24 protein-coding genes are annotated in these 25,091 nt (G+C 71.5%); 14 read left to right on the top strand and 10 right to left on the bottom strand.

All coding sequences use genetic code 11. The features are described from left to right. Positions 1–17: 17 nt before the first annotated feature. The 5 genes from UWG_RS0107875 to UWG_RS0107855 form a co-directional block, all read right to left on the bottom strand. Positions 18–1,172, bottom strand: a complete 1,155-nt coding sequence (locus tag UWG_RS0107875) for a DUF475 domain-containing protein (protein WP_016906657.1) — start codon at positions 1,170–1,172, stop codon at positions 18–20. Between the two features lie 195 nt (positions 1,173–1,367). After that, a complete protein-coding gene (locus UWG_RS0107870; protein WP_016906656.1) occupies positions 1,368–1,946 on the bottom strand; it encodes a TerD family protein in 579 nt (192 codons plus the stop codon). A gap of 140 nt (positions 1,947–2,086) precedes the next feature. Further along, positions 2,087–2,662 (bottom strand): TerD family protein, encoded by a 576-nt coding sequence (locus UWG_RS0107865; protein ID WP_016906655.1) that lies wholly within the window; start codon positions 2,660–2,662, stop codon positions 2,087–2,089. A 437-nt stretch (positions 2,663–3,099) separates the two neighbouring features. After that, positions 3,100–3,558: a peroxiredoxin gene (locus tag UWG_RS0107860; RefSeq protein ID WP_016906654.1), complete on the bottom strand. Its 459-nt coding sequence runs from the start codon at positions 3,556–3,558 to the stop codon at positions 3,100–3,102. Between the two features lie 107 nt (positions 3,559–3,665). Next, a complete protein-coding gene (locus UWG_RS0107855; protein ID WP_016906653.1) occupies positions 3,666–4,106 on the bottom strand; it encodes a DUF3052 domain-containing protein in 441 nt (146 codons plus the stop codon). Positions 4,107–4,572: 466 nt separating this feature from the next. Here UWG_RS0107855 and aceE point away from each other — a divergent pair, with 466 nt between their 5' ends. Then, positions 4,573–7,320, top strand: a complete 2,748-nt coding sequence (gene aceE, locus UWG_RS0107850) for a pyruvate dehydrogenase (acetyl-transferring), homodimeric type (RefSeq protein ID WP_016906652.1) — start codon at positions 4,573–4,575, stop codon at positions 7,318–7,320. A 163-nt stretch (positions 7,321–7,483) separates the two neighbouring features. Here the strand turns inward: aceE and UWG_RS0107845 are convergent, their stop codons facing one another. Further along, a complete protein-coding gene (locus tag UWG_RS0107845; RefSeq protein WP_050988530.1) occupies positions 7,484–7,891 on the bottom strand; it encodes a peptidase inhibitor family I36 protein in 408 nt (135 codons plus the stop codon). A 551-nt stretch (positions 7,892–8,442) separates the two neighbouring features. Here UWG_RS0107845 and UWG_RS0107840 point away from each other — a divergent pair. The 7 genes from UWG_RS0107840 to UWG_RS0107810 all read left to right on the top strand — a co-directional run bounded on the left by UWG_RS0107840 (position 8,443) and on the right by UWG_RS0107810 (position 16,160). Continuing rightward, positions 8,443–9,135: a TetR family transcriptional regulator gene (locus UWG_RS0107840; RefSeq protein ID WP_016906650.1), complete on the top strand. Its 693-nt coding sequence runs from the start codon at positions 8,443–8,445 to the stop codon at positions 9,133–9,135. A gap of 237 nt (positions 9,136–9,372) precedes the next feature. Then, positions 9,373–10,647, top strand: a complete 1,275-nt coding sequence (locus tag UWG_RS0107835; RefSeq protein WP_016906649.1) for an alpha/beta hydrolase — start codon at positions 9,373–9,375, stop codon at positions 10,645–10,647. Positions 10,648–10,706: 59 nt separating this feature from the next. After that, positions 10,707–11,573: a DUF4429 domain-containing protein gene (locus tag UWG_RS0107830; protein ID WP_033196025.1), complete on the top strand. Its 867-nt coding sequence runs from the start codon at positions 10,707–10,709 to the stop codon at positions 11,571–11,573. Between the two features lie 86 nt (positions 11,574–11,659). Then, positions 11,660–12,979, top strand: coding sequence for a sensor histidine kinase (locus tag UWG_RS0107825; protein WP_016906647.1), 1,320 nt, complete (start codon positions 11,660–11,662; stop codon positions 12,977–12,979). Continuing rightward, positions 12,976–13,662: a response regulator gene (locus UWG_RS0107820; protein WP_016906646.1), complete on the top strand. Its 687-nt coding sequence runs from the start codon at positions 12,976–12,978 to the stop codon at positions 13,660–13,662. Before UWG_RS0107825 ends, UWG_RS0107820 begins: the two co-directional genes overlap by 4 nt. A 127-nt stretch (positions 13,663–13,789) precedes the next feature. Then, positions 13,790–14,956, top strand: a complete 1,167-nt coding sequence (locus tag UWG_RS0107815) for an alpha/beta hydrolase (RefSeq protein ID WP_016906645.1) — start codon at positions 13,790–13,792, stop codon at positions 14,954–14,956. Continuing rightward, complete coding sequence (locus tag UWG_RS0107810; protein ID WP_033196024.1) at positions 14,949–16,160, top strand: acyltransferase family protein; 1,212 nt, start codon at positions 14,949–14,951, stop codon at positions 16,158–16,160. The genes UWG_RS0107815 and UWG_RS0107810 overlap by 8 nt, the downstream gene beginning before the upstream one ends. A gap of 27 nt (positions 16,161–16,187) precedes the next feature. On the opposite strand, the gene UWG_RS0107805 is transcribed toward UWG_RS0107810, so the two are convergent. Further along, positions 16,188–16,649, bottom strand: coding sequence for a MerR family transcriptional regulator (locus UWG_RS0107805; RefSeq protein ID WP_016906643.1), 462 nt, complete (start codon positions 16,647–16,649; stop codon positions 16,188–16,190). An 81-nt stretch (positions 16,650–16,730) separates the two neighbouring features. On the opposite strand from UWG_RS0107805, the gene UWG_RS0107800 reads away from it, so the two are divergent. Then, positions 16,731–17,549 carry a serine hydrolase domain-containing protein gene (locus UWG_RS0107800; RefSeq protein WP_016906642.1) on the top strand — a complete coding sequence of 273 codons (819 nt, stop codon included), beginning with the start codon at positions 16,731–16,733 and terminating at the stop codon, positions 17,547–17,549. 3 nt (positions 17,550–17,552) lie between these two features. On the opposite strand, the gene UWG_RS0107795 is transcribed toward UWG_RS0107800, so the two are convergent. After that, positions 17,553–18,236, bottom strand: coding sequence for a pirin family protein (locus UWG_RS0107795; protein WP_016906641.1), 684 nt, complete (start codon positions 18,234–18,236; stop codon positions 17,553–17,555). Between the two features lie 60 nt (positions 18,237–18,296). Here UWG_RS0107795 and UWG_RS0107790 point away from each other — a divergent pair, with 60 nt between their 5' ends. From UWG_RS0107790 to UWG_RS0107770, 5 genes are all read left to right on the top strand, one after another. Further along, positions 18,297–19,499 (top strand): PucR family transcriptional regulator, encoded by a 1,203-nt coding sequence (locus UWG_RS0107790; RefSeq protein WP_016906640.1) that lies wholly within the window; start codon positions 18,297–18,299, stop codon positions 19,497–19,499. A gap of 102 nt (positions 19,500–19,601) precedes the next feature. Next, positions 19,602–20,537 (top strand): ACP S-malonyltransferase, encoded by a 936-nt coding sequence (locus UWG_RS0107785; protein WP_016906639.1) that lies wholly within the window; start codon positions 19,602–19,604, stop codon positions 20,535–20,537. A gap of 106 nt (positions 20,538–20,643) precedes the next feature. Further along, on the top strand, positions 20,644–21,648 hold the full coding sequence (locus UWG_RS0107780) for a ketoacyl-ACP synthase III (protein WP_016906638.1): 1,005 nt from the start codon (positions 20,644–20,646) through the stop codon (positions 21,646–21,648). 72 nt (positions 21,649–21,720) lie between these two features. After that, positions 21,721–21,969, top strand: coding sequence for an acyl carrier protein (locus UWG_RS0107775; protein WP_016906637.1), 249 nt, complete (start codon positions 21,721–21,723; stop codon positions 21,967–21,969). Between the two features lie 98 nt (positions 21,970–22,067). Beyond that, the gene (locus UWG_RS0107770; RefSeq protein ID WP_016906636.1) at positions 22,068–23,330 is read left to right on the top strand and encodes a beta-ketoacyl-[acyl-carrier-protein] synthase family protein; all 1,263 of its coding nucleotides are present in this window, start codon (positions 22,068–22,070) and stop codon (positions 23,328–23,330) included. A gap of 64 nt (positions 23,331–23,394) precedes the next feature. On the opposite strand, the gene UWG_RS0107765 is transcribed toward UWG_RS0107770, so the two are convergent. Together UWG_RS0107765 and UWG_RS0107760 are read right to left on the bottom strand one after the other, a co-directional pair. Then, a complete protein-coding gene (locus tag UWG_RS0107765; RefSeq protein WP_029391260.1) occupies positions 23,395–24,276 on the bottom strand; it encodes an NAD(P)-dependent oxidoreductase in 882 nt (293 codons plus the stop codon). 71 nt (positions 24,277–24,347) lie between these two features. Next, on the bottom strand, positions 24,348–24,845 hold the full coding sequence (locus tag UWG_RS0107760; protein ID WP_237720023.1) for a DUF3145 domain-containing protein: 498 nt from the start codon (positions 24,843–24,845) through the stop codon (positions 24,348–24,350). Positions 24,846–25,091 lie beyond the last annotated feature (246 nt).

The following is a 25,091-nucleotide window of genomic DNA, read 5'->3' as shown; positions in this document are numbered from 1 at the left end:
CCTCAAACCGGGCCGCGTCACACCCGAGTTGCTGTCCCCGACTCGACGTGCCCGTCGTCCCCTTCCTCCGGGTCTCCTCCGCCCTCGGCCTCCAGCCGCCTGTTGCGGCGGATCGACGACCAGAAGGAGAAGGCGATGAGCGCGACGCCGACGAGGCCCGTGATCACCTCGTGGATCTCGTACTTCACCGTCACCAGGAGGATCATGGCGAGGGCGCCGATCGCGTAGTGCGCGCCGTGCTCCAGGTACACGTAGTCGTCGAGGGTGCCCTGCCGGACGAGGTAGACGGTGAGCGAGCGGACGTACATCGCGCCGATGCCGAGGCCGAGCGCCATCCAGAAGATGTGGTTGGTGATGGCGAAGGCGCCGATGACCCCGTCGAACGAGAAGGACGCGTCGAGGACTTCGAGGTAGAGGAACATGAAGAACGCCGCCTTGCCGGCGAGGCCGACGGCCGACGGCTGCTTGCCCGCGCGCTTCGCGGCCTCCTCTTCCTCCTGCTCGCGCTCCTCTTCCTCCTCCAGCTTGTTCTCGAAGTGCCCCGAGAGGCCGCCCACGATGAGGTAGGTGATGAGGCCGGCGATGCCCGAGAGCAGCACCGTCCCCGACTTGTCTGCGTGGCCCGTCGAGACGTGCGCGGAGGTGGCGAGCGTCGTCGCCGTCACCAGCAGGATGACGAGCGCGAGGCAGATCGAGAGCGAGTCGATCTTGCCGAGCTTGGAGAGCGGACGCTCCAGCCAGCCGAGCCACTTGATCTCCCGCTCCTCGAAGATGAAGTCGAGGAAGATCATCAGCAGGAACATCCCGCCGAACGCGGCGATCGCGGCGTGCGCGTCCGTGACGAGGTCCTGATACGTGCCCGGCTCGTCGACCGCGAGCTGCACCGCCTCGATCGGCCCGACCTGGGCGCTGATCGCGACGATGATGACGGGGAAGAGCAGGCGCATGCCGAAGACCGCGATCAGGATGCCGATCGTGAGGAAGATGCGCTGCCAGAAGGCGTTCATCTTCCTCAGCACGCCCGCGTTGACCACGGCGTTGTCGAAGGAGAGCGAGATCTCCAGGACGGAGAGGATGGCGACGACGGCGAAGCCGGTCCAGCCCCAGAAGTATGCGGCGAAGGCGAGACCGGCGACGGTGACGCCGATCGACCAGCCGAAGGTTTTCAGCACTGCCTACCCCATCGTTTTCGTTATCAGGTGCGGTATCAGGTTCGGTCTTGCCATGGTGGGGGGTTCGGACGCCTCGGGGGCATGCGGGGTTGCTCCGAGGGCCGCGCGTGCTCCGGCGCACAGGTACATACGCCGTCTCGGACCTGATACTCGGAAGCTCGGACCTGATGCACGGAGGTACGTGGAGCTCAGCCGTCAGGCGACGTTCACGCCGAAGTCGAGGGCGATGCCGCGCAGCCCGGAGGCGTAACCCTGGCCGACGGCGCGGAACTTCCACTCGCCGTCCCTGCGGTAGAGCTCGCCGAAGATCATCGCTGTCTCCGAGGAGGCGTCCTCCGTGAGGTCGTAGCGAGCCAGCTCCTGGCCGTCCGCCTGGTTGAGCACCCTGATGTAGGCGTCGGTCACCTGGCCGAAAGTCTGGTGCCTCGACTCGGCGTCGTGGATGGATACCGGGAAGACCACCTTCTCCACGTGCGCCGGCACCTTGGTGAGGTCGACGAGGACGGTCTCGTCGTCCCCGCCGCTGCCGCCGACGAGTTCGTCTCCCGTGTGCTCGACGGAGCCCTCGGGCGAGGTGAGGTTGTTGTAGAAGACGAAGTACTCGTCCCCGGCGACGCGTCCGCTCGCGTTGCAGAGCAGAGCGCTGGCGTCGAGGTCGAAGTCGGCACCCGTGGTCGAACGGGCCTTCCAGCCGAGGCCGACCTGGACCTGGGTGAGGTCGGGTGCGGCCTTCGAGAGGGAGACGTTTCCCCCCTTGGCGAGCGTGACGCTCATGTTCTGTGTTCCTCTCCCCGATGGCGATGGAGCCAGTGTGACGGCACCACCCGACGCCGCACACCTCCCGGTTGCGGAAGTCTGCGGCGCCGGCGGCTGCTGGATTCCGACCGCTCGGGCCGGTGGTCAGTCGTCGCTGCTCACACGTTGACGCCGAAGTCCTGAGCGATGCCGCGCAGCCCGGAGGCGTAACCCTGACCGATGGCGCGGAACTTCCACTCGGCGCCGTGGCGGTAGAGCTCGCCGAAGACCATCGCCGTCTCCGTCGAGGCGTCCTCGGTGAGGTCGTACCGGGCGAGCTCGTTGCCGTCGGCCTGGTTGACGACGCGGATGTACGCGTTGCGCACCTGGCCGAAGCTCTGCTGACGGGTCTCCGCGTCGTAGATGGAGACCGGGAAGACGACCTTCTCCACCTCGGCGGGGACGCCGGCGAGGTTGACGTTGATCACCTCGTCGTCGCCCTCGCCCTCACCGGTGAGGTTGTCGCCGGTGTGCTGGACCGAACCGTCCTGGCTGGCGAGGTTGTTGAAGAAGACGAAGTTCCGGTCGTCGCCGACCTTTCCCTCGGCATTCGTCAACAGGGCGCTGGCGTCGAGGTCGAAATCGCTCCCGGTGGTGGTGCGAGCGTCCCACCCGAGGCCGACCATCACCGCGGTCAGGTTCGGGGCCTCCTTGGTCAGCGAGACATTTCCGCCCTTGTTGAGGCTGACTCCCACGAGTCCTCCTGATGGTTGTTCGGAAGGAGCACGATGTGCCCCGTTTTCCCGTCATACGGATGCCGTCGGGCTCAACGACTCGATCCTAGTGAGGGGTTCCCCTCCCCACACCCCTGTGACAAGGACCGCTCACACCGGCCGCCCGGCCCTCCCCCACGCCGACAGCACCCGGCGAGCGCGCTCACCGCACCGGCCGGCCCTCGCCGCTCGGTGCCGCGTACGCGCTTGCGTCCCCTGCTGCCCCGAGCGCGGGTGGCGAAACCGGACCCGCAGGCGCACCTCCGGCCGGGCGGGCGCCCGGAACAGCAGGCGGGCGACAGCGCTCAGCACGGGCCGGGCGGGGGCGCACTGCCGGACGGCAGCCGAGCAGGAGCCCGCTGCTGACGCGAAGCCGCGACAGGAGCCACCGCCCGACCGACGTCGGCCGTCGCCCCGGTTCAGAGCTCCTTGAGCGCCTTGGTGTACTCGTTGAGGTCCCGCGCGTCCGGGATCGCGTTGACGACGTTCCACCGCACGGTCCCGGTCTTGTCGATCACGAAGGTGCCGCGGACGGCGCAGCCCTTCTCCTCGTCGAAGACGCCGTAGGCACGCGATGCCTCGCCGTGCGGCCAGAAGTCGGAGAGCAGCGGGTACTCGAGCCCCTCCTGCTCGCTGAAGACGCGGAGCGCGAACGGGGAGTCGTTGGAGACCGCGAGGAGCTGGACGTCGTCGTTGACGAAGGTGGGCAGCTCGTCGCGGAGCGCGCACAGCTCTCCCGTGCAGACGCCGGTGAACGCGAACGGGTAGAAGAGCAGGACCACGTTCTTCTTGCCCTCGTAGTCGGAGAGCCGGACGGCCTGGCCGTGCTGGTCCTTGAGCGTGAAGTCCGGAGCCTTGGTGCCGACCTCGATCGCCATGGCGGGGTTCCCTTCGGTGGACGGGACAGAGTCCGCCCCACCCTATGCACTGCGCCCCCGCCGGCTTCGGGCCGGTCGGGGGCGCAGTGCACGATGGTCGAGTCCGGTCAGCGCTTTCCGGAGCGCGCCCCCTTCGGGGTTACCAGACGGCTGCCGGTCCAGTCCTTGGCGGCGTTGAAGCTCTTGGTCTGGGAGAGTCCGGCGGTCTGGGACGCCTCGCCGATCTCACTCGGCTCCACGTAGCCGTCACGGCCGGTCTTGGGGGTGAGCAACCAGACGGGAGCACCCTCATCGATCATGGTCGTGGCGTCCACCAGCGCGTCCGTCAGGTCGCCATCCGACTCGCGGAACCACAGCACCACGGCGTCGGCCACATCACCGTAATCCTCATCGACGAGCTCCTGGCCGGTGATCTCCTCAATGGCCTCGCGGAGTTCCTGGTCGACGTCGTCGTCGTAGCCGATCTCCTGGACCACCTGCTCGGGCTGGAAACCCAGCCTTGCGGCGGGGTTGGTCCGCTCCTCCGCGTGGTCCGCGGTCGCGCTCACGGATTGCCTCCTGTCGTGTTTCTCGGTTATGCCTGCGCTCCGCTTACCCGCGAAGCATTGGCGGTAGTCCACACGGGCGGGCCGGATCACGCAAGTACCCGGCGGTCTGTCCCGCCCAAACGTTGACGTGTCATCCCAGAATGCCCGATCCTCCGGCCTTCTCACCACCGGGCAGCGGGGAAGAACCGACGGTTTTGCCCCGAGTGCCGCACCGCTCTCGCCGCCACCGCGCACCCCGAGGGGCGCCCGAGTGCGACCGATCACGCATGGTACGAGCGTAAGGTGCCGCATCGCGGAGACAGGTGGCTTTGCCGCTTTTCCGTCCTCGTCCCGTGGGCGGGGGGACGAGCGGTGCGGTTACCTTGCGGTAGAGATGACGGATTCGCGCGTGCGGTCCACGATGGAGGCGCGCGACACCTTGCACGGCAGGCACACACATTGCGATAACGAGCAGCGAAGGAACAGCGTGGCTTCCGCATCAGATCGCACCCCGATCATCATTGGCGGCCTTCCCAGCCAGGTCCCCGACTTCGACCCCGAAGAGACCGAGGAGTGGCTCGCCTCGCTCGACGAAGCCGTCGACGAGCGCGGTCGGGACAGGGCCCGCTATCTCATGCTCCGGCTGATCGAGCGCGCCAGGGAGAAGCGCGTCGCGGTACCGGAGGTGCGCAGCACCGACTACGTCAACACCATCGCCACCAAGGACGAGCCTTTCTTCCCCGGGAACGAGGAGATCGAGCGCAAGATCCTCAACGCGACCCGGTGGAACGCGGCCGTCATGGTCTCCAGAGCGCAGCGCCCCGGCATCGGAGTGGGCGGGCACATTGCCACCTTCGCCTCCTCGGCCTCTCTCTACGACGTCGGCTTCAACCACTTCTTCCGCGGCAAGGACGAGGGCGACGGCGGCGACCAGATCTTCTTCCAGGGGCACGCCTCCCCCGGCATCTACGCCCGCGCCTATCTCCTCGACAGGCTCACCGAGCAGCAACTCGACGGCTTCCGACAGGAGAAGAGCAAGTACCCCAACGGGCTTTCGAGTTATCCCCACCCGCGCTCGATGCCGGACTTCTGGGAGTTCCCCACGGTCTCGATGGGGCTCAGCCCGATCGGCGCCATCTACCAGGCGCGGATCAACCGCTACCTCGAGGCGCGCGGGATCGCCGACACCTCCAAGTCGCACGTGTGGGCGTTCCTCGGCGACGGGGAGATGGACGAGCCGGAGTCGCTCGGGCAACTGTCGCTCCCCGCTCGCGAGGGGCTCGACAACCTCACCTTCGTGATCAACTGCAACCTCCAGCGGCTCGACGGCCCGGTGCGCGGCAACGGCAAGATCATGCAGGAGTTGGAGTCGTACTTCCGCGGTGCCGGATGGAACGTCATCAAGCTTGTGTGGGACCGCTCCTGGGACCCGCTGCTCGGGCAGGACAGGGACGGCGTGCTCGTCAACAAGCTCAACTCCACGCCCGACGGACAGTTCCAGACATACGCGACGGAGAGCGGGGCGTACATCCGCGACCACTTCTTCGGCGGGGACCAGCGGCTGCGCAAGATGGCCGAGGGCATGACGGACGAGCAGCTGCTCCACCTCGGGCGCGGCGGCCACGACCACCGCAAGGTGTATGCGGCCTACAAGGCGGCCAAGGAGCACAAGGGCCAGCCCACGGTGATCCTCGCGCAGACCATCAAGGGATGGACTCTGGGCCCCAACTTCGAGGGCCGCAACGCGACTCACCAGATGAAGAAGCTGACCGTCGACGATCTCAAGGGCTTCCGGGACCGTCTCCACATCCCCATCGCCGACTCGGAGTTGGAATCGGGCCTGCCGCCCTACTACCACCCCGGCAGGGACTCCGAAGAGATCCAGTACATGCACGACCGGCGGCGCGAGCTGGGCGGTTACGTACCGACGAGGATCGACCGCTCGAAGCCGCTGACGCTGCCCGGGGACAAGGCGTACGCCGCCGTGCGCAAGGGCTCCGGTCAGCAGCAGGTCGCCACGACGATGGCGTTCGTGCGACTGCTGAAGGACCTGATGCGGGACAAGGAGATCGGCGAGCGCTTCGTGCCGATCGCCCCCGACGAGTACCGGACCTTCGGGATGGACTCCTTCTTTCCCTCTGCGAAGATCTACAACCCGTTGGGACAGACCTACGAGTCCGTGGACCGCGAGCTGCTCCTCGCGTACAAGGAATCCCCCACCGGACAGCTCATCCACGACGGGATCACCGAAGCGGGCTGCATCGCGGCGACGATCGCCGCCGGCTCCACGCACGCCACACACGGCGAACCGATGATCCCGATCTATGTCTTCTACTCGATGTTCGGGTTCCAGCGCACGGGCGACCAGTTCTGGCAGATGGCCGACCAGATGTCGCGAGGCTTCGTCCTCGGCGCGACGGCCGGGCGCACGACCCTCACGGGTGAGGGACTCCAACACGCAGACGGTCACTCGCAGTTGCTCGCCTCGACCAACCCGGGAGCCGTCGCCTACGACCCGGCGTTCGGCTTCGAGATCGCCCACATCGTCAGGGACGGTCTGCGGCGGATGTACGGCTCCACCGAGGAGCACCCGCACGGCGAGGACGTCTTCTACTACCTCACCGTGTACAACGAGCCCGTCCAGCAGCCGGCCGAGCCCGAGAACGTCGACGTGGACGGCATCGTCAAGGGCCTCTACCGGTACCGCGAGGGGCAATCCGGCAGCACCCCGGCGCACATCCTCGCTTCGGGCGTGGCCCTTCCCTGGGCGGTGAGGGCTCAGGAGCTCCTCGCCGAGGAGTGGGGGGTACGCGCGGACGTGTGGTCCGCGACCTCCTGGAACGAGCTGCGGCGCGAGGCCGTCTCGGTGGAGGAGCACAACCTGCTCCACCCCGAGGAGGAGCAGCGGACGCCCTATGTCACGAGGAAGCTCCAGGGTGCGGAGGGGCCGAAGGTGGCCGTCTCCGACTGGATGCGCGCCGTTCCTGACCAGATCTCCCGCTGGGTGCCGGGGACTTACCAGTCCCTCGGCGCGGACGGCTTCGGCTTCGCCGACACCAGGGGCGCGGCTCGGCGCTTCTTCCACATCGACGCCGAGTCGATCGTGCTCGCCGTCCTCACCGAGCTGGCGAAGGAGGGGAAGATCGATCGCTCCGCGCTGAAGCAGGCCCTCGACCGGTACCAGCTCCTCGACGCCACGGCCGCCGCTCCGGGAGCGGCGGGCGGGGACGCCTGACCCACGGCCGGCCCGGCAGGGTGCGGGTGCCCGAGCTCCGCTCGGACCGCCCGTACCCCGCCGCGGCGGAGGTCGGTCCGCGCGGAGGACGCGCGCAGCCGGCCGAGCCGGGCCTCCGGCCGCGGCGCCGCACCTTCGCGGCTCGCCGACGAGCGTGGGCATCTCAGTTCTCCCAGATCTTGAACGCCCGTACCGCGTACGCGGCGCGCGGGGTCCATGTGCCTGAAGGATGGGTGTGGAACTCCCCGGTGCTGGCGCACTCACGGCTCTGGTAGACGGTGACGGGGCGCCCCGTCCGGTTCGCCAGCGCGGCCGCGGAGGCTCCCTTCGGCAGGGGGACACAGCTCTCGATATCCGTGTCGCTGAGTTCGTGGACCCACCTCTTCGCCTTGAACCCCTGCTTCTGCCAGAGGCACAACTCTCCGGCGCCGCACGGCCCGAGCTGCGGTTGCGCCGCACCCGCCGGCGAGGCGCCCGCCGCGGGCACCGTTCCGACGCCCCACACCGCCAGCACCACCACGGCGCCGTACACGAAGCGAGGCGCCCTCACTCCCGGAGCACGGCCCTGCATCCCCCGCTCGACTGCTCGCGGACCACTCTTACGCAGCGTGCACGCACGCATACACTCAACTCCCCCGTGAAAGGCCGGCGTCGCTCTTCGCGCCGGCGCACTCGGGCGGCAACGGCCGCCCCGACAACACCCCGCGGCAGGCGCCGCACCGACGGCTCGGCGGACGCGCGCTCCGGGACTCCTCCCGCCCTGCGAGCGGGACATGAAAAGCATGAACGCCCCGACCGCGCCACGCCAAGAGCCTCCGGCCCACATCACCCGGTCCAGCGGCCGAGTTATCCACAACCGCGGGTAACCGCAGGTCAGCCACGAACTGACGCCCGCAGAGGACCAGTTGCCCCCTCTCCGGCAGCCTTACCGCCGACCGGAAGCCCACGCGGCGCCCGCCCCACTCCGAAGCACCACGCGGAACCCACCCACGCCCACGACGCGACCCGAGGCCCCCGCCAACCCCTCTGACAGCCACTGACAATTGACAAACATACTGACCCGCCGGTAAACGTCTCGTGCCTGACGCACCGTGCAGGGCGATCCACCGGAGGTGTCCAGAAGTGACCGGGCTGCGAGAGCGGAAGAAGCAGCGGACCAGGGACGCCCTTCTCCTCGCCGCCCACCAGCTCTTCGTGGACCACGGGTACGACGCCACCACCGTCGACCGCATCGCCGAGCGGGTGGAGGTCTCCCAACGCACCTTCTTCCGCTACTTCGCGAGCAAGGAGGAAGTGGCCTTCCACTTTCACGACGTCGTCGAGGAGGTCTTCGTCGGCAGCATCGTCGAGAGACCGCTCGACGAGGCCCCGTACGACGTCCTGCGCAACGCGCTGGACGCGGCATGGACGGCGACGGCCGAAGCGGTGGAGGACGTCCTGCCCCTTCGCCTCCACCTGATGATGTGGCGCACCGTCGAGACCACCCCGTCGCTCCTCGCCGCACATCTGCGGCGGCAGTCGGCGATGGAGGACCGGGTCAGCGCCGAGATGGCGGCGCGCACCGGACTCGATCCGGACCTAGACCCGCGCCCGCGCGTGCTGGTGGCGGCCTTCTGCGGCGTGATGCGCGCGGCCGGTCGCCGCTGGAGCTGCGGGCCCGACCTCTCCGTCGAGGCGGCGCGCTCCTTCGCCGACTCCTACGTCGAGCACCTCGCTCCCGCGCTCGGCCGCGACTGGGGCGTGCAGCCCCGCGTTCCCTCCCCCGCCACGTCTGCGGACCCCCCGAAGGAGGCAATGCCCCGTCCCGCCGGTTGACCGCAGAGAGCCCCTCCCTCCCGGCAAGCGCTCCCGGCAAACGAGGCGGAGACACCCGCACGGACGGCAATCCGGCCGAGTCCGGGGAAACAGCCGCTTCTCCGCAACTCCGCAGTGTGAAAAGGCAATACACCACCGCCCGTCACAGGCGCTCCGCGCCTCGTCAAACGTGAGTTGACTCACGGCCAGCGCGGGATTCGACCGACCCCGGGGGCCATCTCTTATGGTGACGCCTCAGTGACTTACCTCCCCGCCCTTGGCAACCAGCTCTCGGGTTCCGGACTCCCTCCGGCGGAAGCCTCCGGAACCACGGCCTGGCGTGCGCTCCTCGCGCTCTCGGTGGTCTTCGTGCTGCTTGCGACGACGGGCTGGACCGCCGTGCACGAGCACAGCGGCGAGAGCGGACCGCGTGCCGCCGCACTGGAGTCCTGGTCCAAAGGCAGCATCGCGGGGCGGGACCTTCCCGACCCGGAGGCGGGCCCCTCGGTGATCGCGCCGTTCATGGCCTCCCTGAGCGAGCGGCAGCAGCACCGGCTGGCGGACCGGTATCCGCTCGTCGTCGGCAACCTCGGCGGTACGCCGGTGGAGCTGCGCTACCGCGCCAACCACCGCGCGCTGGAGGACGCGAGGGACGTGGAGCGTTCCCGCATGGTGGACGACCGCCTCACCGACGAGGGCCGGCAGTCGGCGGCGCGCCGTATGCACCGCTTCGAGTCGCTGCTGCTGCCGGACCGGCAGATCCTCGCCTTCGACCCGGCGGGCCGGGGCAGAGCGGCGGAGGTCTTCGGGGACCTCGACAACGCGCAGCGGATCTCCGTCGTCGTCCCGGGCGTCGACACCGAGTTGACGAACTTCGAGCGGACGCAGCGGAAGTACAGCGCGCCGGTCGGGATGGCGCATGCGCTCCAGGACAAGGAGGAGGAGACCGCTCCCACCGTGCCCACGGCCACCGTCGCGTGGGCGGACTACACAGCGCCGACCGGTCTCGGCGTCGCCGCGGCCTCCGGCGGTTCGGCCGAGGAGGGTGCCCAGCGGCTGACGGACTTCGTCGGCAGCCTCCCCCAACTCGACCGCTCCCGGGTCGCTCTCTTCTGCCACAGTTACGGTTCGGTCGTCTGCGGCGTCGCGGCCGACGACCTTCCCGAGCAGGTGAGCGACATCGCCGTCGCCGCCAGCCCGGGGATGCGCGTCGACCGCGCGGGAGATCTCGACACCTCGGCACGCATCTGGGCGATGCGCGACTCGGACGACTGGATCGCCGACGTGCCGCACATGAACGTAGGCGGCCTGGGCCACGGAGCCGACCCCGTCGGCGAGAACTTCGGCGCGCGCCGCCTCTCGGCCGCGGGCGCCGAGGGCCACACCGGCTACTTCGTCCCCGGCACCTCCAGCCTCGCCAACTTCGCCGCCATCGGCACCGGTTCGTACCATCTCCTCGACTGCGCAGCGAGGGACCCGTCGTGCACCGCCGGGGCCGAGCACCGGACGTCCGCGTCCTCGGCCGACACCTGACGACGCGCGTAGCACGACAACCCGCGACGCGGGAGCAACTGCCGCATACGATGACCCACATGGGTGACGTACTGGCTGGAAATCACTCCGCCTGGGAGTTCGAAGCGAACTCCGTGCTCATCCGCTTTGAACGGGGGATTCGCACGCCCAAGCTCTTCCAGGCACTGGGAGAGCGACGCATCCCGTACGAGGCGCTGAGCACGGTCGAGCTGCTCCCCGGCGGCAAACGCGGAACGGTCGTCCTGCACGTCGTGCCCCGGGAGGGGGCCGACCCGCTGCTGGACGCGGCCGACGGACAGCTCAAGCCCGGCAGCGACCCCTACCGGCTGGTGCTGCCGGCCGACCGGGAGACGCTCGCCGAGTACTACGCGGACCAGCTCCGCGAGGAACTGGGACCGGAGTCGGGCAAGCCAGCCGATCGGCATCTCGTCGAGCCGCCGAAGCCGCCGCTGAGCTTCAAGGCGTACGACGGAAAGGCCACGTTCGACGGCGAGACCGTGGCCTTCCGATGGTTCTCGACGGGCGCCTCCTCGGCTAAGTGGAAGGCCGGGGACCAGTCCTTCGGGGTGCGCGAGATCGACGGCATCGAGTGGCGGTCGCCCGAGGTCTTCGACGGCCATCTGCGGCTCCACCTGCCGGGGAACGAGGCCGCGGCGCAGCCGGACCAGGACCCGGCGTCCGTCGTCTTCGGGCTGGGGTACGGACCGGTCTACGAGTCGCTGCCGTTCGCCGCGGCCGTCCTCGCGGCCGCGGCGGCCGCCGGCGGGCCGGTCACCCACGGGCTGCGCCCGACGACGGGCCCCGCGCGCGGCGACCCCGCCGACATCGCCGAACGCATCCGGCATCTGGGCGAGCTCCACGAGGCCGGCCTCCTCACCGACGAGGAGTTCACGGCGAAGAAGACGGAACTCCTCGCGCTGCTGTGACCGCGCCCGGCCCCCTACCGGGGTAGGGGGCCCACCGGTACCCGCGGAGGAGGCGGCCCCGCGCCGCCCGGGCCTACCGTCGGTGCATGCCGCAACTTCCGCCCGAAGAGACGGTGTTGGCCCGCGAGCGGCGCCGTATCGCAGCCGGGGCCCGGCTCTTCGCGACGGCCCTGACCGTGCCGGCGCCCGAGCCCGCCCCGCTCGCGGGAGCGGCACGCGGTCGGCTGCGGTGGTTGCAGCAGCTCGTGCCGCTGGCGGTCGTCGCGGTGCTGCTGCCGGTCACCGTGCAGGTCCTCGCCGACGGCTACGGCCTCACCGGCGGTGTCTCGGGCGCGCTCGCGGTGGCCCAGACGGCGCCGTTGCTCCTGGTCACGAGCCGGCCCCTCACCGCCTGGTGGCTGGTCTTCGTCGCCGACCTCGCGGGCGCCTTCGCCCTGCTCGGCGCCCCGGCAGCCGAGCGGCCCTGGCCGTGGACACCGATGGTGATCATCGGCTATCTGCTGCTCTGCCTGGGGCTCGGTCTGCGGGAGCGCCGGAGCACGGTCGTCGCCGTGTGGGCCGTGACGTCGGTGGTCTCGCTGGCGTTGGGGCTCGTTGCGCAGGAGCGGAGCGAGGGGACCAACGTACTGCTCGTCGTGCTCAGCGGCGTCGTGCTCTTCGTGGGTGCCGCGCTGCGCGAACGCGCCGAGGCACGCCGGAAGTTGGCCGAGCAGCAGACGATCAGCGAGGCCGAACGGGCGGGGCGGACGCTGCTGGAGGAGCGGACGAGGATCGCCCGCGAGCTCCACGACGTCGTGGCCCACCACATGTCGGTGATCACGGTGCAGGCCGACAGCGCCCCCTACCGCCTGCCCGACGTGCCCCGCGAGGCGGAGCAGGAGTTCGCCTCGATCGCCGCCGCCGCGCGTGAGGCGCTCGCGGAGATGCGCCGTCTGCTGGGGGTGCTGCGCAGCGAGGGGGCGCGCGGTGAGCGTGTGCCGCAGCCGGGGTTGGAGCGGCTGCCGCAGCTCGTCGAGGCGACGGTGAGGGGCGGCGTGCCGGTGGAGCACTCCGGTACGCCCACGCGCCCGCTGCCGCAGGCGGTCTCGCTCTCCGCGTACCGGATCGTGCAGGAGGCGCTCGCCAACGTCGTGCGCCATGCGCCGGGCGCGCGCACCCGCGTCGACATCGGCGAGGAAGCAGGCCGGCTCAACGTACTGGTGGTGAACGAACCCTCGCCGCACCCCGAGAGAGCGCCGTTGGAGAGCACGGGCACCGGGCACGGCCTCGTGGGCATGCGGGAACGCGTCCGGCTGCTCGGCGGTGCGGTCGACGCGTCGCCGCTCCCCGACGGCGGCTTCCTCGTCGCCGCCTGGCTCCCGCTCGCCGGCACCGAGGCCCCGATGGCGGAGGACACGAAGGCGTGAGCACCACGACGGAACCGGTGCGGGTCCTGGTCGTCGACGACCAGGCGATGGTGCGCGCGGGGTTCGCCGCACTCCTCGCCGCACAGGCCGACATCGACGTCGTCGGGGAGGCGGAGGACGGCGCCCAGGGCGTCGAGGTGTGCCGCCGCACCCGGCCGGACGTCGTCCTCATGGACGTGCGGATGCCGGTCATGGACGGACTGGAGGCGACGGGCCGACTCCTGGGCGCCGCACCGGGCGAGCGGTCCCCGAAGGTGCTGATGCTCACCACCTTCGACGTCGACGACTACGTGTACGAGGCACTGCGCGCCGGGGCGAGCGGCTTCCTGCTCAAGGACGCGCCGCCGAGCGATCTCATCGCCGCGGTACGTGTCGTCGCCGCGGGCGAGGCGCTTCTCGCGCCCTCGGTGACGCGGCGGCTGATCGAGGAGTTCGCGCGGCAGTGTCCCCGCAGGAGCCGCTCGGCACCGCGGCTGCGGGAGCTCACCGCGCGTGAGCGGGAGGTGCTCGCGCTGGTGGCGCGCGGCCGCTCGAACTCCGAGATCGCCGGCGGGCTGCACCTCGCCGAGCAGACGGTGAAGACCCATGTCAGCCGCGTCCTCACGAAGCTGCGCCTGCGGGACAGGGCGCAGGCCGTGGTCTTCGCCTACGAGTCGGGCCTCGTCTCCCCCGGCGAGGAGTGACGACCACCCCCTACCCGCGTACCCCCCGAGAGGGCACGCCGGTGTGACGCGCTCGCCGTGACCGCCCCCGCAGGCTTCCCCGCGACAGGCAGCCGGAGCCTCCGGCAGCCGCCGAGGGGGGTACGAGGTGGAGCGCAGGGCAGCAGGGAAGCGGCGTCGGCGGGGTGTCGCGATACTCGCGGCGGTCGCCGTGCTCGGGACGGCCGGCTGGGCCGCGGGGGCGGAGCAACCGGTGACGGCTCCGCCGCCCGGCTCGTCCGCCTGGCGGGCCGACACGGCGGACGGGAGGCACCCGCCCTCCCCCGGTGCCGAACCCGCCGACGTGGCCACCTACTTCGCCGGCCTCCGGGACGCCGGAGCCCGGCTCGCCCGCCGCCACCCGCTCGTCGCGGGCAACCTCGACGGCGCACCGCCCCGGCTCCGCTACCGCGCCAACCGCCTGGCGCTGCGCGCCGAACGCGCACGCCAACACGCCCGCGCGAAGGACACCGGCCGGACGCCGGCGGAGCGCGCCAGGGCGCGCGCACGAGCCGCCCACTACGGTCGACTCGGTACCGCAGGACGGCAGATCCTCGCCTTCGACCCCCGCGGCAGAGGCCAGGTCGCCGAGGTGCTCGGCGACCTCGGCACCGCCGACCGCGTCGCTGTGCTGGTGCCGGGCGCCGACACCGACCTCGCGCGCCTCGAGGGAAAAGGCGCCGACCGGTACGGCAGACCGCTGGGCGCCGCCGAGGCGCTCCGCGCCGAGATGCGGCACGCGGCCCCCCGCGTGCGGACCGCGGTCGTGGCGTGGGTCGGCTACACCGCGCCTTCGGGGCTCGGCCCGGACGCCGCGACGGGCCGCCTCGCCGAGGCGGGCGCCCCGCGGCTGAAGCGGTTCCTGCGCGGGCTGGCTGCCGCCGGCGCACCGGCCGACGCGGTCTTCTGCCACAGCTACGGTTCCGTCGTCTGCGGACTAGCGGCGCACGGCACCGACGCGTTCCGGGACCTCGTCGTCTACGGCTCCCCCGGCGTACGCGCCGACTCCGCAGGCGAGTTGGGGAGCGCCAGGGTGTGGGCGGCGAGGAGCGGCGGCGACTGGATCGGGCGGGTGCCGCACGTCGACATCGGCGGACTCGGGCACGGGGCCGACCCCGCGGACAGGGGGTTCGGGGCGCGCGTCGTGGACACCTCGGGCGCCGAGGGGCACGCCGGATACCTCGTACCGGGTACGGCGTCGCTGCGGAACTTCGCGTCGATCGCGCTCGGCAGGTACGCGGACGTCACCTGTGAGAGCGGGTGCCGCCGTGGCTGACGTACGCGCCGCGCTCGCGCGCATCGAGGCCGCCACCCCGCCCGACCGCGACCGCGCCGTGGACGGGCTGCGCGCGCTCGCGCTCTGCTCCGTCCCGGCGGGCCACTGGCTCCTCGGCGGCTTCGTCAGGGAAGCCGACGGCGCGCTCCGCAACGCGAGCCCCCTCGGGACGCTCGGCTTCCTCGCACCGTTGAGCTGGGGCCTCCAACTCCTCGGTGTCTTCTTCCTCGTGGGCGGATACGCGTCGGCGCTCTCCCTGCGCCGGTGCCGCGACCGCGGCGAGACCGTCGCCGAGTGGCTGGGCTCCCGACTGCTGCGGCTGGGGCGTCCCGTACTGGGGGTCGCGGCGGTGTGGGCGGCGCTGGTGCCGGTGCTCTCCTGGCTCGGGGTGCCGGGTGCGACGCTGCGGACGGCGGCCGTGCTCGTGGTGCAGCCGCTGTGGTTCGTCGGGGTCTACGCCGCGGTGACCGCGCTCACCCCCTGGTGCTTGCGGGCCGCGCGGAGGTACGGGGTGTGGAGCGCCGTCGTGCTGTGCCTGCCTGTCGCGGCCGTCGACGCCGTGCGGTACGGGCCGCTGGCCGAGGCGGCCCCGGAGTGGCTGGGACTGCTCAATCTCCTCCCCGGCTGGCTCTTCGGCTACCAACTCGGCGTCGTGTGGCGGGAGCGGGGGCTCGACGGGCGGGCCTGCGCGGGGCTCGTCGCAGGCGGCGGGGTGCTCTTCGCGGTGCTGCTGTGGCGGTTCGACTACCCCGCCTCGATGGTGGGCGTCCCGGGGCAGCAGCGGACCAACTCGCATCCGCCCTCGCTGCTCGTCCCGGCGCTCGCCGCGGTGCAGGGCGGGCTTGCGGTGCTGCTCCGTGCGCCGCTCGGGCGGCTCCTCGCGCGGCCCGCCCTGTGGTCCCCGACGGCGGTGCTCAACCTCGCCGCCATGACGGTGCTCTGCTGGCACCAGTCGGCTCTGCTCGCGCTCGCCCTTCCCGGCGCGGCGTTCGGGGTCGTCCCAGGGCTCACCGAGGCCCCGTTCGCGCCGGGTTGGGTACTCGCACGCCTGGCGTGGCTCCCAGTGCTGGTGTGCACGCTGGTGGTACTCGGCCGCCTCACCCACCGGTTCGAGCCCCCGTGGCGCGGCACCGGGCGCGCGCACAAGGCCATGGCAGGGGCGCTCGCCTTCGCCTTCGCGCTCTACGCATTCGCCGTGGTGTGACGGACCCGACTCCCCGACGGCACGGCCTCACCGGTACGGCTCGGCGACGGCCGCCGCGTGGGCGCTCACCTTGCATTCCAGCACCTCCAGCGCGCCCTGGAGCTCCGCGATCCGCCCCCGCACGTCCTCTCGCGCGGCGACGAGGAGCTCCAGCCGCTCCCCGACCGTGTGGTCGCCCTCGCGCACCAGCTCCGCGTACCGCACCATCTCGGCGACCGGCATCCCCGTCAGGCGCAGCTTGCCCACGAGGGAAAGCCAGTCCAAGTCGCGGTTGGTGAACCGGCGTTGACCTGTGTGCGAGCGCTCCACCTCGCCGAGCAGCCCGATCCTCTCGTACCAGCGCAGGGTGTGGGCGCTGAGCCCGCTGAGCGACACCACCTCGCCGATCGTGTAGCGGTCCCGCCCGTCCGGTCGCGGGTGCGCGACGGGCACGGGGGTTCCGCAGCCGCCCGCGTCGACGTCCTGCCCATGCCTCTCCCGTACCTTCATGCCGAAACGGTACGGAGCTGGAGTGCACTCCAAGCAAGGGCGCCGGGAGCGGCGACGGGGACCGGGACTAGGCTCGGCCGCATGGAGAGCCTGCGCATGATCGACGACTGGCCCGTACCGGCAGCGGCAGCCGCGGTGGTTCGCGCCGACGGCACCGTGGCCGGCAGCCGCGGCCCGGCCGAGCAGCCGTTCCGCCTCGCCTCGGTGACGAAACCGCTCGCCGCGTACGCCGCGCTCGTCGCGCTGGAGGAGGGCGCCGTCGAACTCGACGAACCGGCGGGACCCGAGGGTTCGACCGTGCGCCATCTTCTCGCGCACACCTCGGGACTCGCCTTCGACGAGCCGCGGACGATGGCGGCCCCCGGCACCAGGCGCCTGTACTCCAACACCGGGTTCGAGGCCCTCGGGGACCACCTCGCCAAGGCGACCGAGATCCCGTTCTCCGCCTACCTCAGGGAGGCGGTGCTCGAACCCCTCGGCATGGCGGGCACCGAACTCCCCGGCTCCCCCGCGAAGGACGGCGTCTCCACGCTCGCCGACCTGACGCGCTTCGCAGCCGAACTCCAGTCCCCCACCCTCGTCGACCGCTCCACCCTCGACGCGGCGACGCAGGTCGTGCAGCCCGGACTCAGCGGCGTGCTCCCCGGCTACGGCCACCAGAAGCCCAACGACTGGGGGCTCGGTTTCGAGATCCGGGACGCCAAGTCCCCGCACTGGACCGGCTCGGAGAGTTCGCCGCGCACCTTCGGACACTTCGGGCAGCGCGGCAGCTTCCTGTGGGTCGATCCGGAGGCGCGGGCCGGCTGCGTCGCCCTCGCCGACCGCCAGTTCGGGCCGTGGGCGATCGAGGCGTGGCCGCCGTTCACCGACGCGATCCTCGCGGAACTCCGCGCAGGCTGACCCTCACCCGTACCGCGGCTCCGCGCTCATCTCCCACGCGAGGAGCTCGGCGCCCTCCCCCGCCGCGCGTACGGTGAGCCGCTCGGCGCCTGCGACCCTCGCCGCGTCACCGGTGCGCAGCAGTTCCCCGTCGAGCTCGGCCGCCCCGCGTACCAGGTGGACGTAGAGCCACTCGGCGTCGGGCAGCTCGGTGGGCTCGCCCGGCGCCAACCGGCGTACGTGGAGCACCGCTTCGGTGCGCGGGAGGGCGAAGGGGGTGGCGTCCGCGATCCCGCGCACCACCTCGTACTCCGGCTCCGTCCCGAACGCCCCCGGCACCACCCACATCTGCACGAAGCGCAGCACGCCCTCGCCCGCGTTCCGCTCGACGTGCCGCACTCCGCTCCCCGCGCCGAGCCGCTGCACGTCGCCAGGGCGTACGACGGTGGCGTTGCCGGCCGAGTCGAGGTGCTCCAACTCTCCGTCGACGACCCAGGTGACGATCTCCACGTCGCGGTGCGGATGCTCGGCGAAGCCGGCGCCCGGCGCGAGCGTCTCCTCGTTGCAGGCGACGAGGAGGCCGAAGTTGACGTTCTCCGGGTCGTAGAAGCCGGAGAACGAGAAGGCGTGCGCGGTCGAGACGCCGTCCGCGTGCGCGCCCCCCTGGTAGCGGTGCTCAGCCCGCCAGACTCGGGTCGACTGCGTCATATGTCCACCGTAGTCCGCCCCCGCGCCCGCCCTCCCCGCGGGATGAGGCAGGCTTGGGGCGTGCCCGAACCCACAGACGACCCGCAGGAGCCGGACCCGCAGCCGCACCCGCACAAGGCCACGCTGCGCCGGCTCGAACACTCCTCGGGAAAGCTCGCCGCCGCCGCCATCGCGCGCATGGACGAGCAACTCCCGTGGTACCGCGCCATGCCTCCCGAGAACCGCTCCTGGATCGGGCTGGTCGCGCAGGCGGGCATCGCCGCCTTCACCGAGTGGTTCCGGCACCCCGAGACACCGCAGGCGATCAGCACCGACGTCTTCGGCACCGCGCCCCGCGAGCTGACCCGCGCGATCACCCTGCGCCAGACCGTCGAGATGGTGCGGACCACGATCGAGGTCGTCGAGGCCGCGATCGACGAGGTGGCGGCGCCGGGCGACGAATCGGTGCTCCGCGAGGCGCTCCTCGTCTACGCGCGCGAGATCGCCTTCGCCACCGCGCAGGTCTACGCGCAGGCCGCCGAGGCGCGCGGCGCCTGGGACGCCCGTCTGGAGTCGCTCGTCGTCAACGCGGTGCTCTCCGGCGAGGCCGACGAGGGGGCCATCTCCCGTGCGGCCGCGCTCGGTTGGGGCTCGCCCGAACACGTCGTCGTCGTCCTCGGCAGCGCGCCCGACGGGGACAGCGCGCTCACCGTCGAGGCGATCCGCCGCGCCGCGCGGCACGCGAAGCTCCAGGTCCTCACCGGCGTCCTCGGCAGCCGGCTCGTCGTGATCGCAGGCGGCTCCGACGACCCGCTCCGCGCCGCGAAGTCGCTGATCGGGCCCTACGCGGCGGGGCCCGTCGTCGCCGGGCCCGTCGTCAACGACCTGCTCTCCGCGACGCGTTCGGCGCAGGCGGCGACCGCGGGGCTCAAGGCGTGCGCGGCCTGGCCCGACGCGCCCCGGCCCGTCCTCGCGGACGACCTCCTCCCGGAGCGCGCGATGGCGGGCGACCCCGCCGCGCGCGACCTCCTGGTGGAGGAGATCTACAGACCGCTGGAGCAGGCCGGTTCGGCCCTGCTGGAGACACTCAGCGTTTACCTGGAGCAGGCGAGCAGCCTGGAGGGCGCGGCACGCATGCTCTTCGTCCATCCCAACACCGTCCGCTACCGGCTGCGACGTGTGACGGACGTCACCGGATGGTCACCTTCCGACGTCCGCTCGGCGTTCACGCTGCGTATCGCCCTCGTCCTCGGGCGGCTGGCGGACTCCGAAGGACCGGCGTAGGGCGGCACCCTATCTTTTGTGGAAGAGGCACAATTACCCTCCACGTTCTTCGTATCGGTCCCCACCGGCGGGGACCGCCGTTCCCAAGAGAGAGTTGAGAGCGTGCTCGTACTCGTCGCTCCCGGCCAAGGCGCCCAGAAGCCTGGCTTCCTGTCCCCCTGGCTCGAACTGCCCGGCGTGGCCGACCGACTCAGACAGTGGTCGGACGCCATAGGTCTCGACCTCGTCCACTACGGCACCGAGGCCGACGCCGAAGAGATCCGTGACACCGCCGTCGCGCAGCCGCTCCTCGTCGCCTCCGCGCTGATCTCCGCCGAGGCGCTGCTGGACGGCGGCGCCCCCGCGGAACGACTCGGCGCCACCGCGGGCCACAGCGTCGGCGAACTCGCCGCCGCCGCCCTCGCCGGCGTCTTCCCCGCCGAGACCGCGCTGCGCCTCGTGCGGCGGCGCGGTGCGGCGATGGCCGACGCCGCAGCCGTCACCGAGACGGGCATGTCCGCCGTCCTCGGCGGCGACCCCGAGGAGGTCACCGCGCACCTCGACAAGCTCGGCCTCACCCCGGCGAACAGGAACGGCGGCGGGCAGATCGTCGCGGCAGGCACCGCCGAGCAGCTCGCGGCGCTCGCCGAGGAGAAGCCCGAGAAGGCGCGGGTCATGCCGCTGAAGGTCGCCGGCGCCTTCCACACCCAGCACATGGAGCCGGCCGTCGCCACCATGGCGCAGGCCGCCACCGAGGTCGAGCCGCTCGACCCGACGCTCCCGTACGTCTCCAACCTGGAGGGCTCGGTCGTCGACTCCGGCGAGGAGGTGCTCCGCCGTCTCGTCAACCAGATCTCGGCGCCCGTCCGTTGGGACCTGTGCATGGAGACCTTCGCAGAACTCGGCGCCGACGCCATGGTCGAGGTCTGCCCCGGCGGCACCCTCACGGGACTCGCCAAGCGCGGGCTGCCCGGCGTCCGCACCGCCGCCCTCAAGACCCCGGACGACCTCGACGCGGCACGTCAACTCCTCGCCGAGTCCGCCCCCTCCGGAGAGTGACGGCGAGGATGCCGTCCCCCTTCCGCACCCCGCGCCGTGCGCAGCCGGCAGGACCGTACGGCTCGGCCCGCCCGCGCCACGAGGACACCAAGGAGCTCCGAGAAGCATGACCGCGAAGATCAAGCCCGCAAAGGGCTCTCCGTACGCGCGCATCCTCGGCGTCGGCGGCTACCGACCGACCCGCGTCGTGCCCAACGAGGAGATCCTCAAGCACATCGACTCCTCCGACGAGTGGATTCGCTCCCGCTCCGGCATCGCCACCCGGCACTGGGCAGGGCCCGACGAGACCGTCGCCGAGATGAGCCTGGAAGCGTCCGGCAAGGCCGTCGCCGACGCCGGCATATCGCCGGACCAGATCGGCGCCGTCGTCATCTCGACCGTCTCGCACTTCAAGCAGACGCCCTCGATCGCCACCGAGATCGCGGACCGTCTGGGCGCGGGCAGGGCCGCGGCTTTCGACATCAACGCGGGCTGCGCCGGCTTCGGTTACGGCCTCACCCTCGCCAAGGGCATGATCACGGAGGGGAGCGCGGAGTACGTCCTCGTGCTCGGCACCGAGCGCCTCTCCGACCTCACCGACCTCACCGACCGCTCCACCGCCTTCCTCTTCGGCGACGGCGCGGGCGCCGTGGTCGTCGGCCCGTCGGAGGAGCCCGGCATCGGCCCCTCGATCTGGGGCTCGGAGGGCGACAAGCGGGACGTGATCGCGCAGACCGTACCCTGGGACGCCTACCGCGACGGCGAGGTGGAGAAGTTCCCCGCCATCCGCCAGGAGGGCCAGACGGTCTTCCGCTGGGCGGTCTTCGAGATGGCCAAGGTCGCCCAGGAAGCGCTCGACGCGGCCGGGATCGGCCCCGAGGACCTCGACGTCTTCATCCCGCACCAGGCCAACTTGCGGATCGTGGACTCGATGGTGAAGACCCTCCGGCTGCCGGAGAGCGTCGCGGTCGCCCGCGACGTGGAGTCGACGGGCAACACCTCGGCCGCCTCCATCCCGCTCGCGATGGAGCGGATGCTGGCGACCGGGCAGGCGAAGAGCGGGGACACCGCGCTCGTCATTGGGTTCGGGGCGGGTCTCGTGTACGCAGCGACGGTCGTTACCCTCCCCTAGTCAAGATCCCGCAGACCCGCACGAAGAGGTCGGGACTGCGGAACTCACAGCACACACCGAAGGAGCGCCGCCATGGCCGCCACGCAGGAAGAGATCGTCTCGGGCCTCGCCGAGATCGTCAACGAGATCGCCGGCATCCCGGCGGAGGACGTCGAGCTGGACAAGTCCTTCACCGACGACCTGGACGTGGACTCGCTGTCCATGGTCGAGGTGGTCGTCGCCGCCGAGGAGAAGTTCAACGTGAAGATTCCGGACGACGACGTCAAGAACCTCAAGACCGTGAAGGACGCGGCCGACTACATCCTCGCGCACCAGGGCTGAAGCCCTCGCGGCGCTCGGCAGGCCGTTGACGCGTTTGTCGCCACCCGGTCTCCGGGTGGCTCAAACGAAACACCCTCTACCAGTGGAGACAGAATCCAGTGAACGCGACCAACCGCACCGTGGTCGTCACCGGTCTCGGCGCAACCACACCGCTGGGTGGCGACAGCGCATCGACGTGGGAGGGCCTCAAGGCGGGCCGCTCCGGTGTCCGTCCGCTCCAGGAGGAGTGGGCGGCGGACCTGCCCGTCCGCATCGCCGCCCGCGCCGCCGTCGACCCCGGCGAGATCTTCCCCCGCGCCCAGGCCAGGCGCCTCGACCGCTCGGCGCAGTTCGCACTGATCGCGGCGCGTGAGGCATGGGCGAACGCCGGGTTCGAGGGCAAGGCGGGAGAGGGGAGCACGGTCAACCCGGACCGCCTCGGCGCGGTGATCGCCTCCGGCATCGGCGGCGTCACGACGCTGCTCGACCAGTACGACGCGCTGAAGGAGAAGGGCGCACGCCGCGTCTCCCCGCACACCGTGCCCATGATGATGCCGAACGGCCCCTCGGCCAACGTCGGCCTCGAGGTCAACGCACGGGCCGGTGTCCACACGCCGGTGAGCGCCTGCGCCTCCGGCTCCGAGGCGATCGGCTACGCGGTCGAGATGATCCGCACCGGCCGCGCCGACATCGTCGTCGCCGGCGGCACCGAGGCGGCGATCCACCCGCTGCCGATCGCGGCCTTCGCCAACATGATGGCGATGACCAAGGACAACGACGACCCGCAGGGCGCCTCCCGTCCGTTCGACACCGAGCGGAACGGCTTCGTCCTCGGCGAGGGCGCCGGCGTCATCGTGCTCGAGTCGGCCGAGCACGCGGCCGCCCGCGGCGCCCGCGTCTACGTGGAGGCCGTCGGCCAGGGCGTCTCCGCCGACAGCCACGACATCGTGCAGCCCGAACCGACCGGCAACGGCATCGCGTTCGCGCTCCAGCACCTCCTCGACGCCACCGACCTCTCCCCCCAGGACGTCGTGCACGTCAACGCGCACGCCACCTCCACCCCGCTGGGCGACGTCGCCGAACTCACCGCCCTGCGCAAGGTCTTCGGGAACGACGCCGACCACATCGCCGTCTCCGGCACCAAGTCGATGACCGGACACCTGCTCGGCGGCGCGGGCGGCGTCGAGACGATCGCCACGATCCTCGCGCTCCACCACCGCACGGCGCCCCCCACGATCAACATCCGCAACCTCGACCCCGAGGTGTGCGTCGACGTCGTGCGCGACGAGTCGCGGGAGCTGCCCGAGGGGCGCATCGCGGCGCTCAACGACTCCTTCGGGTTCGGCGGGCACAACGTCGTGACGGCCTTCCGGACCGTCTGAGCCCGTCTCGCTCGCCGACGAGGGCGGGGCCTTCCCCGGGAAGGCCCCGCCCTCGTGCGTGCCGTCAGCTCCGGCGCCGCTCCTCGAAGCCGGCGAGGAAGGACGCGGCCGCGTCCTCCGCGCCGTGCCCCGACTCCTCCGCGCGACGCAGCCGTTCGGCCCCCGCGGGCGCGAGGTCGAGGCGGACGCCGGCACGCTCCGCCTCCTGTGCGATGAGCGTCGCGTCCTTGCGCGCGCCCGAGAGGGGGAAGCTCGCCGTGTAGTCGGCGTTGATGATGTTCGCCGCCTTGGTGCGGAGGTAGGGGGAGTCGAGCGGGCCGCCCTGCACCGCGTCGAGGAAGGCGGAGGGGTCGACGCCCAGCCCCTCGGCGAGGGCGAGCGTCTCGGCCGTCCCGTTGATGAGCGTCAGCACCCAGTTGTTGAGGACGAGCTTGAGCCGGCTCGCACTCCCCGGCTCGGTGTCGAGCCAGACCGTCCTGCTGCCGATGGCGTCGAGGACGGGCCCGGCCATGTCGCGCGCCGCCGTCGAACCCGAGGCGAGGACGGTGAGTCGGCCCGCCTCGGCCGGAGCCTTGGTCCCGAGCACCGGGCTGTCGAGGAACTCCAGGCCGTGCTCCCGCGCGAACGCGGCCAGCGGAGCCGTGCCCTCCGGGCCGACGGTGCTCGTCTGGAGCCAGGCGGTGCCTTCGCTCAGTCCCTCGAGCGCCTCGTGCATCGTGCGGAGCACGGAGGCGGAGTCGAAGAGCGACGTCAGCACGGTGCCGGCGCCGCGCACCGCGTCGGCCGGCTCCGAGCAGAAGACGGCGCCCTCCCCCGCGAGGGCCTCGGCCTTCGCCGGAGTGCGGTTCCAGACGCGGACGTGCAGCCCGGCGGCGAGGAGGTTGCGGGCCATGGCGGCGCCCATGGTGCCGGTTCCGAGTACGGCTGCCGATGTGGTCTCAGACATGGCCGAAACCCTAGTCCCGGACCGCGTACGCGGGCGTGCGACGACCCGCGGACACCCGGCCGCCGCGCCGCTCAGACCACCTGGTGCAGCCACCTCACGGGAGCGCCCTCGCCCGCATGCCGGAACGGTTCGAGCTCGTCGTCCCAGGGCTTGCCGAGGAGACGATCGATCTCCTTGTGCAGCTCGCTCTCGCCGCGCGCGGAGCGCGCGACCGCGGCGCGCAGGCGGTCCTCGGGGATGAGGATGTCGCCGTGCATGCCGGTGACGGCGTGGTAGATGCCGAGCTCCGGGGTGGAGCTGTACCGCTCGCCCTCGGCGGAGCGGCAGGGCTCGGCCGTGACCTCGAAGCGGAGGAGGTGCCAGCCGCGGAGCGCCGAGGCGAGCTTGGACGCCGTCCCCGGGTCTCCCTGCCAGGAGAGTTCGGAGCGCCAAGTGCCGGGTGAGGCGGGCTGTCTGATCCAGTCGAGGCCGACGCGGGCACCGAGGACTCCGGCCACCGCCCACTCGACGTGCGGGCAGAGCGCGCGTGGCGCGGAATGCACGTACAGAACTCCACGTGTCGTCGTCACCGGGACCTCCAGTGCGGTCCGAGGATCGCCGTCCCCGGCGCCTCGCCTACCAACCCGGTCAAGCGCGGGTACGGCGCCTGACATTGTGTACCGACGGTCACCTCACCCAGCTCCCGCGGCCACGAACAGTAAACACTACGGCGGTCGATTCTCCTCGAATAGGACAGCATCTGAGGCCACGTACGGCGGGCCTCCGGGGCGGACGCTGCGACACCCGCCTCCACCTGGGCAAAGTTACCTCGCCGC

Origin of the sequence: Streptomyces xiaopingdaonensis, from assembly GCF_000262345.1 — a bacterium.
In the GTDB taxonomy this organism is placed as follows: Bacteria; Actinomycetota; Actinomycetes; order Streptomycetales; family Streptomycetaceae; genus Streptomyces; species Streptomyces xiaopingdaonensis.
The sequence above is the reverse complement of the archived record's forward strand: the minus strand, read 5'-3'. Positions and strand labels throughout refer to the sequence as shown.

Excerpts from the sequence above, each read along its gene's own strand:
- UWG_RS0107830 (WP_033196025.1), top strand. The coding sequence starts at position 10,707 with ATGGGTGACGTACTGGCTGGAAATCACTCCGCCTGGGAGTTCGAAGCG.
- UWG_RS0107860 (WP_016906654.1), bottom strand. The coding sequence starts at position 3,558 with ATGGCGATCGAGGTCGGCACCAAGGCTCCGGACTTCACGCTCAAGGAC.
- UWG_RS0107805 (WP_016906643.1), bottom strand. The coding sequence starts at position 16,649 with ATGAAGGTACGGGAGAGGCATGGGCAGGACGTCGACGCGGGCGGCTGC.
- UWG_RS0107795 (WP_016906641.1), bottom strand. The coding sequence starts at position 18,236 with ATGACGCAGTCGACCCGAGTCTGGCGGGCTGAGCACCGCTACCAGGGG.
- UWG_RS0107765 (WP_029391260.1), bottom strand. The coding sequence starts at position 24,276 with ATGTCTGAGACCACATCGGCAGCCGTACTCGGAACCGGCACCATGGGC.
- UWG_RS0107800 (WP_016906642.1), top strand. The coding sequence starts at position 16,731 with ATGGAGAGCCTGCGCATGATCGACGACTGGCCCGTACCGGCAGCGGCA.
- UWG_RS0107780 (WP_016906638.1), top strand. The coding sequence starts at position 20,644 with ATGACCGCGAAGATCAAGCCCGCAAAGGGCTCTCCGTACGCGCGCATC.
- UWG_RS0107870 (WP_016906656.1), bottom strand. The coding sequence starts at position 1,946 with ATGAGCGTCACGCTCGCCAAGGGGGGAAACGTCTCCCTCTCGAAGGCC.
- UWG_RS0107845 (WP_050988530.1), bottom strand. The coding sequence starts at position 7,891 with ATGCAGGGCCGTGCTCCGGGAGTGAGGGCGCCTCGCTTCGTGTACGGC.
- UWG_RS0107775 (WP_016906637.1), top strand. The coding sequence starts at position 21,721 with ATGGCCGCCACGCAGGAAGAGATCGTCTCGGGCCTCGCCGAGATCGTC.
- UWG_RS0107825 (WP_016906647.1), top strand. The coding sequence starts at position 11,660 with ATGCCGCAACTTCCGCCCGAAGAGACGGTGTTGGCCCGCGAGCGGCGC.